This is a genomic window from Sphingopyxis sp. OAS728 (assembly GCF_014873485.1).
Classification (GTDB): domain Bacteria; phylum Pseudomonadota; class Alphaproteobacteria; order Sphingomonadales; family Sphingomonadaceae; genus Sphingopyxis.
In genome coordinates this window covers 4,078,530-4,092,512 of sequence record NZ_JADBDT010000001.1, presented here as the reverse complement: position 1 = coordinate 4,092,512, position 13,983 = coordinate 4,078,530, and the positions used below count along the sequence as shown (strand labels likewise).

14 protein-coding genes are annotated in these 13,983 nt (G+C 65.3%); 10 read left to right on the top strand and 4 right to left on the bottom strand.

What is annotated here, in order from left to right; genetic code table 11:
- Positions 1 to 79 precede the first annotated feature (79 nt).
- Positions 80 to 1,423 carry a PQQ-dependent sugar dehydrogenase gene (locus GGC65_RS19315; protein ID WP_192648647.1) on the top strand — a complete coding sequence of 448 codons (1,344 nt, stop codon included), beginning with the start codon at positions 80 to 82 and terminating at the stop codon, positions 1,421 to 1,423.
- Between the two features lie 53 nt (positions 1,424 to 1,476).
- Here GGC65_RS19315 and dnaN read toward each other — a convergent pair whose 3' ends face one another.
- Complete coding sequence (gene dnaN, locus GGC65_RS19310; protein ID WP_192648646.1) at positions 1,477 to 2,592, bottom strand: DNA polymerase III subunit beta; 1,116 nt, start codon at positions 2,590 to 2,592, stop codon at positions 1,477 to 1,479.
- Positions 2,593 to 2,762: 170 nt separating this feature from the next.
- Here dnaN and GGC65_RS19305 point away from each other — a divergent pair, with 170 nt between their 5' ends.
- Together GGC65_RS19305 and GGC65_RS19300 are read left to right on the top strand one after the other, a co-directional pair.
- A complete protein-coding gene (locus GGC65_RS19305; RefSeq protein WP_192648645.1) occupies positions 2,763 to 3,260 on the top strand; it encodes a hypothetical protein in 498 nt (165 codons plus the stop codon).
- 341 nt (positions 3,261 to 3,601) lie between these two features.
- A complete protein-coding gene (locus GGC65_RS19300; protein WP_192648644.1) occupies positions 3,602 to 4,294 on the top strand; it encodes an aspartate/glutamate racemase family protein in 693 nt (230 codons plus the stop codon).
- On the opposite strand, the gene GGC65_RS19295 is transcribed toward GGC65_RS19300, so the two are convergent.
- Positions 4,291 to 5,172: a LysR family transcriptional regulator gene (locus GGC65_RS19295; RefSeq protein WP_192648643.1), complete on the bottom strand. Its 882-nt coding sequence runs from the start codon at positions 5,170 to 5,172 to the stop codon at positions 4,291 to 4,293. The genes GGC65_RS19300 and GGC65_RS19295 overlap by 4 nt on opposite strands.
- A 151-nt stretch (positions 5,173 to 5,323) precedes the next feature.
- Here GGC65_RS19295 and GGC65_RS19290 point away from each other — a divergent pair, with 151 nt between their 5' ends.
- On the top strand, positions 5,324 to 5,653 hold the full coding sequence (locus GGC65_RS19290; protein ID WP_192648642.1) for a UrcA family protein: 330 nt from the start codon (positions 5,324 to 5,326) through the stop codon (positions 5,651 to 5,653).
- Between the two features lie 635 nt (positions 5,654 to 6,288).
- Here GGC65_RS19290 and GGC65_RS19285 read toward each other — a convergent pair.
- A complete protein-coding gene (locus tag GGC65_RS19285) occupies positions 6,289 to 6,681 on the bottom strand; it encodes a winged helix-turn-helix transcriptional regulator (RefSeq protein WP_192648641.1) in 393 nt (130 codons plus the stop codon).
- Positions 6,682 to 6,795: 114 nt separating this feature from the next.
- On the opposite strand from GGC65_RS19285, the gene GGC65_RS19280 reads away from it, so the two are divergent.
- The 4 genes from GGC65_RS19280 to GGC65_RS19265 all read left to right on the top strand — a co-directional run bounded on the left by GGC65_RS19280 (position 6,796) and on the right by GGC65_RS19265 (position 9,961).
- A complete protein-coding gene (locus tag GGC65_RS19280) occupies positions 6,796 to 7,539 on the top strand; it encodes an SDR family oxidoreductase (protein ID WP_192648640.1) in 744 nt (247 codons plus the stop codon).
- A gap of 71 nt (positions 7,540 to 7,610) precedes the next feature.
- Positions 7,611 to 8,855 carry a 23S rRNA (adenine(2503)-C(2))-methyltransferase RlmN gene (gene rlmN, locus GGC65_RS19275; protein WP_192648639.1) on the top strand — a complete coding sequence of 415 codons (1,245 nt, stop codon included), beginning with the start codon at positions 7,611 to 7,613 and terminating at the stop codon, positions 8,853 to 8,855.
- 238 nt (positions 8,856 to 9,093) lie between these two features.
- On the top strand, positions 9,094 to 9,552 hold the full coding sequence (locus tag GGC65_RS19270) for an outer membrane protein (RefSeq protein ID WP_192648638.1): 459 nt from the start codon (positions 9,094 to 9,096) through the stop codon (positions 9,550 to 9,552).
- Positions 9,553 to 9,637: 85 nt separating this feature from the next.
- Positions 9,638 to 9,961, top strand: coding sequence for a YnfA family protein (locus GGC65_RS19265; RefSeq protein WP_192648637.1), 324 nt, complete (start codon positions 9,638 to 9,640; stop codon positions 9,959 to 9,961).
- Here GGC65_RS19265 and GGC65_RS19260 read toward each other — a convergent pair.
- Positions 9,958 to 10,671 (bottom strand): arylesterase, encoded by a 714-nt coding sequence (locus tag GGC65_RS19260; RefSeq protein ID WP_192648636.1) that lies wholly within the window; start codon positions 10,669 to 10,671, stop codon positions 9,958 to 9,960. The genes GGC65_RS19265 and GGC65_RS19260 overlap by 4 nt on opposite strands.
- Before the next feature lie 47 nt (positions 10,672 to 10,718).
- Between GGC65_RS19260 and GGC65_RS19255 the strand changes: the two genes are divergently transcribed.
- Together GGC65_RS19255 and GGC65_RS19250 are read left to right on the top strand one after the other, a co-directional pair.
- Positions 10,719 to 11,390: an ABC transporter ATP-binding protein gene (locus tag GGC65_RS19255; RefSeq protein ID WP_318780195.1), complete on the top strand. Its 672-nt coding sequence runs from the start codon at positions 10,719 to 10,721 to the stop codon at positions 11,388 to 11,390.
- Positions 11,391 to 13,892, top strand: coding sequence for an ABC transporter permease (locus GGC65_RS19250; protein WP_192648634.1), 2,502 nt, complete (start codon positions 11,391 to 11,393; stop codon positions 13,890 to 13,892).
- Positions 13,893 to 13,983 lie beyond the last annotated feature (91 nt).

The following is a 13,983-nucleotide window of genomic DNA, read 5'->3' as shown; positions in this document are numbered from 1 at the left end:
ATCTGCCGCTGCCGGTTAACCCTTCACGCGCCGATGCAACTCCCTTTGACGCCGCGCTTCGCCCGTGTAGACAGGCGTCATGCGCAAGATCCTGAAATATGCCGCCCTCGCCCTGTTGCTGCTGCTGATCGCCGGTGGCATCACATTCTACATCATGTCGCGCCCCGACGTGGCGCGCTTCTCGACCGCCGAACTCAGCGGGCGGGTGCCGGTGATGGCGTCGCAGAAGACCGAGACCTTCCCGACGGTGAATGTGCCCGAGGCAACGAGCTGGCCTGCGGGCCAGGCCCCACGCGCGGCGCAGGGGCTGGCGGTGGCGCGCTTTGCCGAAGGGCTCGACCATCCGCGCACGATGCTGGTGCTCCCGAACGGCGACGTGCTCGTTGCGGAATCGCAGAGCCCGCCGCGCAAGGACGGCGGCGTGCAGGGCGCGGTGATGAAAAGCCTGATGGGCAAGGGCGGCGCGGGCCGCAAGCCCTCGGCAAACCGGATCACCCTGCTCCGCGACGCCGACGGCGACGGCAAGGCCGAAGTAAAGACTGCATACATCACCGGCCTCAACTCGCCCTATGGCATGGCGCTGGTCGGGAGCACGCTCTATGTTGCGAACACCGACGCGCTGGTCGCCTTTCCCTATGTGGCGGGCGAGACGAAGATGAGCGGCAAGCCGACCAAGCTTGTCGACCTGCCGGCAAAGGGCACCAACCGCCACTGGACCAAGAGCCTTGCGGTCGCCCCCAACGGCTGGCTCTACATCGGGGTCGGTGCCGATTCCAACATCGGCGAAGCCGGGATGAACCGCGAGTTTCGCCGCGCCAGTGTGATCGAGGTGCGCCCCGAGAATAAATATATCCGCACCTTCGCGGCGGGCATCCGCAATCCCGTCGGCCTCAACTTCTATCCCGGTAGCGATCGGCTGTGGACCGTGGTCAATGAGCGCGACATGCTCGGCAGCGACCTTGTCCCCGACTATCTGACCGACGTCACCGAAGGCGATTTCTATGGCTGGCCCTGGTATTATTGGGGCGGCTATGTCGACCCGCGCGTCGAGCCCGAGGCCGAGGATCGCCGCCAGTACGTCAAGCGCCCCGAATATGGCCTCGGCGCGCATACCGCGCCGCTCGGCTTCACCTTCACGCAGGGGCTCGATCTTGGCGATCGCTGGGCGAATGGCGCGCTGATTGCCCGCCACGGATCGTGGAACCGCGAGCCCGTCACGGGTTATGACGTCGTGTTCGTCAAGTTCGGCGCCAACGGCAAGCCGGTCGACGCGCTGCCGGTCACCTTGCTCGACCAGTTCCTCGGCAAGGACGGCAAGACCACCCGCGGCCGTCCGGCCGACGTCAAGGTCGCGAAGGACGGCAGCGCGCTGGTTGCCGACGACACCGGCGGCGTGATCTGGCGGGTCGCGAAGGCCGGATAAGAAAAGGCCCCGCAATCGCGGGGCCTTTTTCGTTTGGCGCTGTAGCGGCCGTCCTAGACCCGCATAGGCATCAGCACATAGAGCGCCGGGCTCTTTTCGCTTTCGCGGATCAGCGTCGGCGCGTTGGCGTCGGCGAGGTGGAGTTCCACCGTGTCGCCGTCGACCTGGCCGAGGATGTCGCTGAGGTAGCGGGCGTTGAAGCCGATTTCCATCGTGTCGCTGTCGTAGGCGGCGGCGACTTCTTCGGCGGCGGTGCCGTTTTCGGGGCTCGTCACGCTGAGCGTGATGCGATCCTTGTCGAGGCCGACCTTGACCGCGCGGGTCTTTTCGCTGGCGATCGTCGAGACGCGGTCGACGCCCTGATAGAGGCTCTTCGGATCGACCTTGAGCAGCTTGTCGTTCGCGGTCGGGATGACGCGGCTATAGTCTGGGAAGGTACCGTCGATCAGCTTCGAGGTCAGGATCGCGTTGCCAAGCTGGAAGCGGACCTTGCTGGCCGACAAGCTAATTTCGACATTGCCCTCGGCTTCGTCGAGGAGCTTGCGGATTTCGGTGACGCATTTGCGCGGCACAATGACGTCGGGCATCGACGAGGCGCCGTCGGGGCGCGTGACCGTGTAGCGCGCGAGACGGTGGCCGTCGGTCGCCGCGGCCTTCAGCACTGGACCCGTCGCATCCTCGGCGACATGCAGGAAGATGCCGTTCAGATAATAGCGCGTTTCCTCGGTCGAGATCGCAAAGCGCGTCTTGTCGATGATCTGGATCAACTCGGCGACGGGCAGCTCGAAATTGGTCGGCAGGTCGCCCTCGGCGATCACCGGGAAATCGTCGCGCGGCAGCGTCGGCAGGTTGAAGTTCGAGCGGCCGGCCTTGACCTGCATCTTGCCCTCGGCCGCGGCGAGGCTGACCTCGGCGCCCTCGGGCAGCTTGCGGGCGATTTCAAACAGCGTGTGCGCCGACACGGTGGTGGTGCCCGGCGTTTCGACCTTGGCTGCGATGGTTTCGACGACCTGCAAGTCGAGGTCGGTCGCCATCAGCTTGAGCTGGCCCGACGCGTCGGCTTCGATCAATACGTTCGAGAGGATCGGGATCGTATTGCGCCGTTCGACCACCGACTGGACGTGGCCGAGGCTCTTCAACAACACTGCGCGTTCGATCGTCGCTTTCATTCTGTATCCGCCATCCCTGTGCTTCGCGGGAAAAGTCCCTGAGGGACAGACCATCGGAGGCGATTCGTGCCCCGATTCTGGCCCCTGAAAATGTCCACCTTCCTTAACGTACGGGGCGGCGCGTGCAAGCCATGCTTGCAAAGCATCCCCAATCGCGCGAACGAGGCGCGATGCGGCGCTGGGCCTCCCTTTTCCTGATTTTGGTGACCGCCCCGGCCGCGGCGCTCGCCGCCGGCCCGACCGCGCTCGGCATTTTCGACGGATGGGGCGCGTTTCGCGATCCCGCCAGCCCGCGCTGCTATGCGCTTGCCGCACCGTCGGCGACAATCGGCAAACCCCAGATCAAGGCCTATGCCAGCGTCGGATATTGGCCGAAGTCGCGCATCCGCGGACAATTTTACGTGCGCCTGTCGAAGGAGCGTGCGCCCGGGCGCGAACTGCGGCTGACAATCGGCAGCCGCCGCTTCATCCTGACCGGCAATGGCGCGCACGGCTGGGCCAGCGACCCAAGGATGGATGCCGCGATCGTCGCCGCAATGCGATCGGCGCCGAGCATGAGCATCGAGAGCGGTACCGCGAACGGCCGCGCCATCGCCGACACCTATCGCCTGCGCGGCGCCGCAACCGCGATCGATGCAGCCGCGCTGGGGTGTGCCAAGCTGCGCTGAAGCGCGTTAAAGAAGTGGCGGATTTCTCCGCAACTTCACTCGCGATTCGCGTTTTTGGCTTCCCTTTCGTCATCCCGGACTGGATCCGGGATCCATGCGACGCATCGACGGAAGCGGGACCCCGGATCAAGTCCGGGGTGACGAAGAATGGGGGAACTGCGCTTTTTCGAAACGGCGGAAAACTGCGCAACTTCACTCGCAAATCGCTTTTCATCACGCGCGTTGCAGGGCGCGGAAGAGCGTCTGTAGCGGTTAGCAGGAAAGCTGTGTCGCGCGTCATCGCCGGGCAGGCTAGATCGGCGCGATATTGTAGGACAGCGATTTCGGAACGGACGGACGCGATGAAGACAATCGGCCTGATCGGGGGTTTGAGCTGGGAAAGCTCGGCCCAATATTACCGGCTGCTCAACGAAGGCGTGCGGGCGCGGCTGGGCGGGCTGCATTCGGCGCGCATCCTGCTGTTGTCGGTCGATTTCGCCCCCATCGCGCAATTGCAGGCGAGCGGCGACTGGGACCTGCTCGACGCGCAGATGGCGGACGCCGCCCGATCGCTGACCGCGGGCGGCGCCGAACTGCTGCTGATCTGCGCGAATACGATGCACCTGTGCGCCGAGGCGGTCGAGGCGGCGACGCCGGTGCCGCTTCTCCACATCGCCGACCCCGCCATCGCGGCCATTAAGACGGCGGGATTTTCGCGCGTGGGGCTGCTTGGCACGGCCTTCACGATGGAAAAGCCCTTCTACACCGCGCGCATGGCGGCGGCGGGTGTCGAGGCGATCATCCCCGGCGACGCCGATCGCGCGATCGTCCACAGCATCATCTATGACGAGCTGGTGCAGGGCGTGGTCCTTGACGCGTCGCGCGCGGAATATCGGCGGATCATCGCGTCGCTGATCGCCGACGGTGCCGAGGCGATCGTTCTTGGCTGCACCGAAATCATGCTGCTGGTCGGCGAGGAGGATAGCGCGGTGCCGCTGTTCGACACGCTGGCGCTCCATGTTGAGGCCGCAATCGAGGCGGCGCTCGCGCCCTAGCTGCGCCCTAGCTTCGTCAGTTCGGCGGCGAGGAAATCGAGGACGATCCGCACGCGCGGGACGTGGCGCAACCTTTCGTGGGTCAGCAGCCACAGGCCCGTCGTATCCTCCACCTTGGGCGGGATGCAGCGAATGAGGTCTGGTTCGCGCTCGGCGATGAACGCGGGCAGGATGGTGAGGCCCATGCCCGCGCGCACGCCGGCGAGCAGACCCGACCCGGTGTCATATTGCATCACGACCGACTCCTCGAGCCGATATTGGCGCAGCCATGCCTGATAGGGTTCCCAGACCGCACCGCCGCCGCCGATGAAGGGGTGGGTCGCGAGTTCCTCGCGCGTGTGCGGGATGCCGTGGCGGTCAGCGTAATCGCGGCTGCTATAGAGCGTCCAGGGATTGTCGGCGATGCGCCGCCCGACGAGGCCCGCGCCCGTCGGCTGCTTGCTGCTGCGGATCGCGATGTCCGCGGCGCCGGCGGCGAGATCGCGCGGCTCGTCCGACGTATCGAGATGGATATGGATGGCAGGATGCGCGGCGCGCAGGTCGCGCAGGATCGGCGGCAGGATCGTTACCGCGAAAATTTCCATCACCGTCACGCTGACCGTGCCGCCCGCATCGCGCGACCGCGCGCCCGCGGCATCGCTGAAGCGGTCGGCGGCATCGCGAACCGCAATGGCGCTCGCCAGCATCGCCTCGCCCACGGGGGTCAGCGCGTAGCCGGCCTGCCGCCGTTCGAAGAGGTTGAGGCCGGTCGCTTCCTCGAGCGCGGCGATGCGCCGCGCGACGGTGGTCTGGCTGACGCGCATCGATTGCGCCGCCGACAGCGTGCTGCCGGTCTCGGCAACGGCCAGAAAGGCCTTCAGGTCATTCCAATCATACATGCTGTCTTGTGCGACATAATGGGCTCTCGCTCATTCTGCAATTTTGCAGAATAGTCGCGCAACATCGTTGCTCCCGCCGCTCAGGCCGATCCTCTATCTCTGTTTAACCGGCTTCCTCCCCTCCTCTTCAGCCGGCCGAAGGAGATACAAGATGCAAAAGCTTCTGATCCTCGCCGCTCTCGCTGCCGCTTCGATCGGCCAGCCTGTTTCGGCGCAGACCGCCCCCGCGAACCCGAGTGTCGCGGTGGCACATAAGGACCTCGACCTGCGGACTCCTGCCGGGACCAAGGCGCTCGACCGGCGCATCTGGCGCGCCGTCGTCGAAGTGTGCGGCACCGCCGCCGATTTCGACATCGCGGGCAAGAACGATGTGCGGCAATGCCGCCGCGACACGAAGCGCGTCGCCTCGGCGCAGGCCGATGTGGTGGTCGCCAGCGCGTCGCAGGGCCAGCTGATCCAGGTCAGCTCGATCCGCAACTGATCGGCGGACCCAAGTTGCAGGGCCCGTCAAAGCCGGGGCCATGATTCGGGCACGGTCATGGTCCCGGCTTGCTGTTGGACTTATTAGCGCTCGGAGGCCTGCAGTTCTGCCGCAACTGAATGTCGGCTCCGCAATGGAACGCGGCTATTTGACGTAGCCCGGCCGCTTGCTATCCAGAGCCATGATAATATTCGGCTTGCTTCTGATCGCAGCGTCGGACGAGGTGGTTCTGAACTGTCGTTCGGAGCAGGCGGATCCGGCTGCTTCATTTGCTACGGGACCATTTACTCTCGCCGAGAGCGAGGGAAAGGTCAGATACCCCGTTCCGACAGGAACGCGGGAGGTCGACGCCAATTTCATTGGCGATGAGATAGCGTTCCCGGACAATTGGCCGGACACGTTCAAGGGAGGCTATGTCATAAATCGCCGGTCCCTAAACTATCGACGGTTGGTCACTTACAACGAAAAGATCATAATCGACGAACGCGGCAGTTGTAGCATTTTCGTTCCTCCACCTGAGGCGCCCGACTGGATGCGGGGCGCCAGACCTCCCCAAAATTGATATCGGCTCACAGGCGGAAGGTTTGCGGGACATGCCCGCAATCATTAGCTGGCGATGCAGATTTGCCCCTGCCTCAATCCCGCGCGTCGAACGCCATCCTTGCCCGCGCCACGCGTTCCAGATTGGCCTCCGCCCAAACCCACACACCGCAAAAGGCCTCGCCCAGACTATGGCCGAGGTCGGTCAGGCAATATTCGACCTTCGGCGGCACCACCGGATGCACCGTCCGCACGAGCAGCCCATCGCGCTCCATCTGGCGCAGCGTCTGCGTCAGCATCTTCTGGCTGATGCCGGGAACGCGGCGCGACAATTCGGTGAAGCGGCAGGTTCCGTGGTCCTCCAGCTCCTCGAGAACGAGTAGGGTCCATTTGTCGGCGACTCGGCCGATCAGTTCGTTGACGAGCGTTTCGACGCGCGGATCGACCGGCGCATTCGGATCATAGGATATTTTTTCGGGCGTGGGCATGGCGGAAAATCCAAATCTCTCTTTTTGGTAACTATGGCACTTTCGGGTGCCTTCTTTCTTTTGGAGAGTATAGGGATATCTAGGCCTTCTCACCACCCCCAAAGGAGAAGACCCATGAAAACCACAGGCAATACCATCCTCGTCACCGGCGGGGGTTCGGGCATCGGCCTCGCACTCGCGCAACGCTGGCACGACGCGGGCAACAAGGTCATCGTCACCGGGCGCAATGCCGCGAAGCTCGACGCCGCGATCGCGGGTCGGCCGAATATGGCGGCGATGTCGCTCGACGTGACCGACGCCGAGGCGATCACGACCTTTGCGAAGGAGGTCGTCGCGAAATTCCCCGACCTCAATGTCCTGGTCAACAACGCCGGCATCATGAACGCCGAGGATGTCAGCACGAAGCGCGACCTGGCGCAGGCCGAGGCGACGGTCGTGACCAATATCCTCGGCCCCATCCGCCTGATCGACGCGCTCGTCGATCATCTCGCGGCACAGGACAACGCAGCGATCGTCAATGTGACGTCGGGGCTCGCCTTTGTCCCCTTCCCCAAGGCGCCGACCTATTCGGCGACCAAGGCGGCGATCCACAGTTACTCGGTCGCGCTGCGCATCCAGCTGGAGGGCAAGGTCGAGGTGATCGAGCTGGCGCCGCCCGCAGTGCGGACCGACCTGACCCCCGGCCAGTCGACGCGCGAGGGCTATATGCCGCTCGATGCGTTCGCCGATGAGGTGATTTCGCTGTTCGCGGTGGAACCGACGCCCGAGGAAATCCTGGTGCAGAATGTCCTGCCGCTGCGCAACGCCGAGGCGAACGGGACGGTGCCGCAGGTGCTGGAGCGGCTGAAGTCGCTGTAACCGGAAGGAAAAGGGCCGTTTGACGCCGGGACTGGCGCAAGCGGCCCTTTGCCACTATATGGCCGCGCATCATGCAGATTCCCGGCCATATCGACCCCGTCACGACGGGCACCGTTCCCTTGCGCGGCGGCAACCGCATCGACCTGATCGGCCTGTCGCGCGATGCGATCGGCGGCGTGCTGGTCGAGGCGGGCCTCGACGCCAAGGCCGCGAAGCTGCGCGCCAAGCAGATCTGGCACTGGATGTATCACCGCGGCGTCACCGATTTCGAGGCGATGACCGACATCGCGAAGGCGATGCGCCCGTGGCTGACCGACCGTTTCATCATCGGCCGTCCGACGGTGCGCGAGGCGCAGGTGTCGAGCGACGGCACGCGCAAATGGCTGCTCGCCGCCGCCGACGGCCAGGAATATGAAATGGTCTTCATCCCCGATGCCGATCGGGGAACGCTCTGCGTGTCGAGCCAGGTCGGCTGCACACTCAATTGCCGTTTCTGCCACACCGGCACGATGCGCCTCGTCCGCAACCTCGGCGCGGGCGAGATCGTCGGACAGGTGATGCTGGCGCGCGACGAACTCGGCGAGTGGCCCAAGGGCACGATGGCGGGTTTCGGCCCCGATCCCGAGGATGATGACGACGAAGAAGGCGGCAACTACACCGCCGACGGCCGCATCCTGACCAACATCGTGATGATGGGCATGGGCGAGCCGCTGTATAATTTCGACGAGGTCAAGGGCGCGCTCAAGATCGTGATGGACGGTGACGGGCTCGCGCTTTCGCGCCGCCGGATCACGCTGTCGACGAGCGGCGTGGTGCCGATGATGGCGCGCGCGGGTGAAGAGATCGGCGTCAACCTTGCGGTCTCGCTGCACGCGGTGTCGAAGGAAATCCGCGACGAGATCGTGCCGCTGAACCGCAAATATGGCATCGACGAACTGCTGAAGGCGTGCGCCGACTATCCGGGCGCAGGCAATTCGCGGCGCATCACCTTCGAATATGTGATGCTGAAGGACAAGAATGACAGCGACGACGATGCGCGCGAGCTCGTCCGGCTGATCCGCGAATATGGGCTGCACGCGAAGGTGAACCTGATCCCCTTCAACCCCTGGCCCGGCGCGATCTATGAATGTTCGACGCCCGAGCGCGTCAAGGCGTTCAGCAACTTGATTTTCAAGGCCGGGATTTCGGCGCCGGTGCGCACCCCGCGCGGGCGCGACATCATGGCGGCGTGCGGGCAGCTGAAGAGCGCTGCAACCAAGCCGACGCGCGCCGAACTCGACCGCATCGCCGAGGAAAAGCAGGCCGCGCTGGGTTAAACCGGCGCAATTCCGTCCTGCGGGGCGGCGACCACCTGACAATATGGCCGCAGTTATCCGCCAATTTTGGCGGTCGCGGACGCATAGCTATTCTATACTGTGTGGTAAAAATAACACAGGTAAGAAAATTGTCACATTCTGAACGATCCGTTCATTGCAGCGACAGGCGCAAGCCCCATTTACGGGGTGGGCCGCGACCCAAAAGGGCTGGCCCGAGTAAAAGCAGAAGGAAAATAACATGAAGAAATTCGCAGTTGCAGCCGCTCTCCTGACGGCCATCGTTGCAACCCCCGCACTCGCAGCCCCCGCCGGCGAAGGCCGCGTGGAAGTTCGCGGCGGCCTGATCACCGGCAATGGCCAGGACGAAGGCACGCTCGGCGTCGCAGCGGGTTATGACTTCGACCTCGGCAGCTCGACCTTCGTCGGTGCCGAAATCGCGGGCGACAAGGTCCTCGTCGACGGCGCGAACGTCCAGTTCTCGGCCGGCGGCCGCCTCGGCGCCAAGGTCGGCTCGGCTGGCAAGGCCTATGTGACCGGCGGTTACACCTTCGGCGACGTCGACGATCCGTATGTCGGTGCCGGCTACCAGCACAAGCTGGGCCAGAACATCTACGCCAAGGGTGAATATCGTCACCAGTTCATCAACAACTTCGGCGACTTCGACACCTTCGTCGCCGGCGTTGGCTTCGCTTTCTGATCCTTCAGACAGCGAAACGAAAAAGAGAGGGGCGGCCTACGGGTCGCCCCTTTTCTTTTGTCCGCCGTCCGGCCACGGTGGGCCGATGACCGCATTCGCATATATCGGGGCAGCGCTCGCCGAAATCGCTGGCTGCTTCGCCTTCTGGGCGTGGCTGCGGCTCGACAAGTCGGTGTGGTGGATCGTGCCAGGAATGGCGTCGCTGGCGCTGTTTGCGTGGTTGCTCACCTTGGTCGATGCCGAGCATGCGGGGCGCACCTATGCCGCCTATGGCGGGGTTTATATCGTCTCGGCGCTGATCTGGCTGTGGGCGGTCGAGGGCGCAAAGCCCCACCTCTGGGACCTGATCGGCGCCGCCGTGTGCCTCGGCGGCGCCGCGATCATCCTGTTCGGGCCGCGGGGGAGCTAGCCCGCGTTAGGCAGCGCCTGTTCGACCAGCGGCGCGAGTCCTTCGGCCACCACCTTCACCCCCTTGGCATTGGGATGCAGATTGTCGCCGAGCATCAACGCCTTGTCGGTGACGACATTGTCGAGGATGAAGGGATAGAAGCTCGCCTCATATTTCGACGCGAGTTCGGGATAGATCGGGTTGAACTTGCCCGCATAATCGCTGCCGAGGTTCGGCGCGGCCATCATGCCGGTGAGCAGCACCGGGATTTCGCGCTTCTTGAGTTCGGCGAGCATGGCATCGAGATTGGCGCGCGTCTGGTCGGGACCGATGCCGCGCAGCATGTCGTTGCCGCCGAGCCCGAGCACGACGAGCGCGGGCTTCACCTTCGCATTGTCGAGCACATAGGTCAGGCGCTGGCGGCCTGCCGCGGTGGTGTCTCCCGACACGCCCGCATTCTGCACCCGCGCGACGACGCCGTCGTCGGCAAGCGCGGCCTGCAATTGCGGCGCGAGTCCTTCCTTCGGCCCGAGCTGATAGCCGGCGTAGAGGCTGTCACCGAAGGCAATCACGAGCGGCGCGTCGGCGGGAATATCAGGCGCCGCTTTCGCAGCAACCTTGTCATTGGTCGAAGCCGATGGGGTCTCCGCCGATCCGCATGCGGCGAGCGGTTGGCAAAGCGCGATTGCGCAACCATATATCAAAAAAGAGCGCCATCCGGCCGTTCTCATTTCAAAGGGTCCTCTCCTTGCCCGACGCCCAACGACAATCGCCGAACGTGGCGATCGCCGCCCATAATGTGACGCTCACGCTTGGAAGCGACAAGGCCCCGGTTGAAATTTTACGCGGTGTCGACCTTGAGGTCGAAGCCGGCACCTCGGTCGCGCTGCTCGGCCCGTCGGGATCGGGCAAAAGCTCGCTGATGGCGGTGCTCGCCGGGCTCGAGCGCGCCAATGGCGGCAGCATCAATGTCGCAGGGCTCGATTTTGCGACGATGGACGAGGATGATCTGGCGCGTGCAAGGCGCGGCCGCATCGGCATCGTGCTCCAGGCCTTTCATCTGCTGCCGACGATGACCGCGCTCGAAAATGTCGCGGTGCCTCTCGAACTCGCGGGCATTGCCGATCCGTTCGGCCGTGCCGCCGCCGAACTTGAGGCGGTAGGCCTCGGGCATCGCCTCACCCATTATCCGGCGCAGCTTTCGGGCGGCGAGCAGCAGCGCGTCGCGATCGCGCGCGCGATGGCGAGTTCACCCGCGATCATCTTCGCCGACGAACCGACAGGCAATCTCGACACCGCGACCGGCCAGTCGATTATCGAGCTGATCTTCGCACGCCGCGCCGCATTAGGCGCCACGCTTTTGATCATCACCCACGACCCCGAACTCGCCGAGCATTGCGACCGCGTCGTCGTGATGCACGATGGGAAAATCGAAGAGCGGGCCGCCTAGGTGCTCCCGCTCGCCACGCTCTGGCGCATCGCGCGCCGCGACCTTGCGACGCGTATCCGGGGGCTTCGCCTTCTCGCGGTCTGCCTGTTCCTCGGCGTTGCGACGCTCGCAGCGATCGGCAGCCTGACGCGCGGCATCACCTCCGAACTCGAAGTGCGCGGGCAGACGATCCTGGGCGGCGATATCGAATTCAGCCTGCCGCAGCGCCAAGCCGCGCCCGAGGAAATGGCAGGTTTCCGCCGCGTCGGCACGCCCTCGGCCACCGTGCGGCTGCGCGCGATGGCAAACGATCCCGATGGCGAGGCTTTGCTGTCAGAGCTGAAGGCGGTCGACAGCGCCTACCCGCTTTATGGCACGATGCGGCTGGAAAGCGGCGCGCGCAAAGGTCCGCCGCCGCCGGGCGGCATCTGGATCGGCAAGGATCTTGTCTCGCGGCTCGATCTGAAGGTCGGCGAGCGCGTCAAGTTCGGCGAAAAAAGCTTCCTGATCGACGGCGTGATCGCCGAGGAACCCGACCGGCTGGGCGAGGGCTTCACGCTCGGCCCCGTCGCGATCATCGGGCTTTCTGACCTGCCCGCGACGCAGCTGATCCAGCCGGGCAGCCTGTACGAGAGCAAATATCGCGTCCGCCTGCCGGGCAGTGCAAACCCCGAAGCGGTCGGCAAGGCGCTGACCGCCGAATTCCCCGATGCGGGCTGGGATATCACCGACAGCAGCAACGGCGCGCCCGGCACGCGGCGCTTTATCGAGCGGATGGGGCAGTTCCTGTCGCTCGTCGGATTGGCCGCGCTGGTGATCGCCGGGATCGGCGTCGGCAATGGCGTCGCGAGCTATCTCGCCGGCAAGCGCCCCGGGCTCGCGACGCTGAAGGTGCTCGGCGCCGACAGCGCCACGGTGGCGCGCATTTATGGCCTGCAGATCCTGGCGGTCGCGGCGGTGTCGATCGTCGCGGGGTTGATCGTCGGCGCGCTCGCGCCCGCTATCATCGGCGCGATTGCGGGCGATGTGCTGCCGGTCAAACCGGGCGTGTCCATCTATCCGCTGCCGCTGGCCGTCAGCGCCGCCTATGGCCTGCTGATCGCCGTCGCCTTCGCCCTCCCCCCGCTCGCGGCGACGCGGCATGTTCCTGCCGCCGGGCTCTACCGCGCGACGGTGAGCGGCGCGGCGCGGATCGACCGGCAGACCGTGATCGCGGTCGCGGCGGCGCTCGCAGCGATCATCGCGCTCGCGGTCGGCACCGCGCGCGAGCCTTTGTTCGCGCTCGGTTTCATCGGCGCCGCGATCGGGCTGCTGCTCATCCTCGTCGGGCTTGGGTGGCTGGTGCGGCGCACCGCGAGCCGCCTGCCGCGCCCCAAGCGCCCGTTGTTCCGCCTCGCGCTCGCGAACCTCCACCGTCCCGGCGCCGCGACTGGCGCGCTCGTCGTCGCTCTCGGGTTGGGTCTCACGCTGTTCGTGACGCTCGCGGCGATCCAGACGAGCATCACCGCCGAAATCCGCTCGACCGTGCCGCAGCGCGCGCCGAGCTTCTTCGTGCTCGACGTGCCGCGCACCGACACCGCGCGCTTCCAGACGATGGTGAAGGACGCCGACGCAAAGGCCGAGATCAATATGATCCCCGCATTGCGCGGTAGCGTCACCGAATTTGCGGGGCAGCGCGTCGACGAACTCGCCGAACTGCCCGAAGGCGCGTGGGTGCTGCGCGGCGACCGCGGACTGACGTACAGCCCCGTGCTGCCGAACGGCAGCGAGCTCGTCGGCGGCCAGTGGTGGACGGCCGATTACAAGGGACCGCCGCTGGTCAGCGTCGAGCAGGAGGTCGCAGCGTCGCTCGGGCTCAAGCTCGGCGACACGCTGTCGGTCAATGTCCTGGGGGTCGAGGTGCAGGCGAAGGTCGCCTCCTTCCGCACCGTCAACTGGGACAATTTCGGGCTGAACTATGTGCTCGTCTTTTCACCCGGCACGTTCGACGCGGCGCCCCATAATATGGTCGCGACGGTCGCGGTCGGGCCTGAGGCCGAAACCGCGCTGTCGCGCAGCCTTCCGCGCGCTTTCCCGTCGGCGTCGCTGATCGCCGTGCGCGATGTCGTGTCGCAGGTGACGACCTTGCTCACGCAGATGAGCCAGGCGATCGCCGCAGCGGCGAGCATCGCGATCCTCGCGGGCATCGCAGTGCTCATCGGCGCGATTGCGGCGAGCCGCGAGCGGCGCGTCTACGACAGCGTGATCCTGAAGCTGCTCGGAGCGACGCGCGGACAGATCCTAGGTGCACAAGGCATGGAATATGCCGTACTCGCGGGCATCCTCGCGGTGCTCGCGCTCGGGCTGGGGCTTGCGGGCGCCTGGTATGTCGTGACGCAGTTGTTCGACTTCGACTTCGCGCCCGATCCGCTGATCGTCGGGCTGACCCTGCTCGGCGGCGCGGGTCTGTCGTTCCTGATCGGGATTGCCGGGAGTTGGCCCCTGCTGTCGGCGAAGCCTGCGCAGGCGCTGCGCAGCCTCTAGACGCCTCTCCGTTCGTGTCGAGCGAAGTCGAGACACCCATCGTGAGCCTGTGCCCTCACGGCATCTCGACTTCGCTCGATGCGAACAGGAG

Coding starts and splice junctions, on each gene's coding strand:
- GGC65_RS19270 (WP_192648638.1), top strand. CDS start 9,094: ATGAAGAAATTCGCAGTTGCAGCCGCTCTCCTGACGGCCATCGTTGCA.
- GGC65_RS19285 (WP_192648641.1), bottom strand. CDS start 6,681: ATGCCCACGCCCGAAAAAATATCCTATGATCCGAATGCGCCGGTCGAT.
- GGC65_RS19315 (WP_192648647.1), top strand. CDS start 80: ATGCGCAAGATCCTGAAATATGCCGCCCTCGCCCTGTTGCTGCTGCTG.
- rlmN (WP_192648639.1), top strand. CDS start 7,611: ATGCAGATTCCCGGCCATATCGACCCCGTCACGACGGGCACCGTTCCC.
- GGC65_RS19300 (WP_192648644.1), top strand. CDS start 3,602: ATGAAGACAATCGGCCTGATCGGGGGTTTGAGCTGGGAAAGCTCGGCC.
- GGC65_RS19280 (WP_192648640.1), top strand. CDS start 6,796: ATGAAAACCACAGGCAATACCATCCTCGTCACCGGCGGGGGTTCGGGC.
- dnaN (WP_192648646.1), bottom strand. CDS start 2,592: ATGAAAGCGACGATCGAACGCGCAGTGTTGTTGAAGAGCCTCGGCCAC.
- GGC65_RS19305 (WP_192648645.1), top strand. CDS start 2,763: ATGCGGCGCTGGGCCTCCCTTTTCCTGATTTTGGTGACCGCCCCGGCC.
- GGC65_RS19295 (WP_192648643.1), bottom strand. CDS start 5,172: ATGTATGATTGGAATGACCTGAAGGCCTTTCTGGCCGTTGCCGAGACC.
- GGC65_RS19260 (WP_192648636.1), bottom strand. CDS start 10,671: ATGAGAACGGCCGGATGGCGCTCTTTTTTGATATATGGTTGCGCAATC.
- GGC65_RS19290 (WP_192648642.1), top strand. CDS start 5,324: ATGCAAAAGCTTCTGATCCTCGCCGCTCTCGCTGCCGCTTCGATCGGC.
- GGC65_RS19265 (WP_192648637.1), top strand. CDS start 9,638: ATGACCGCATTCGCATATATCGGGGCAGCGCTCGCCGAAATCGCTGGC.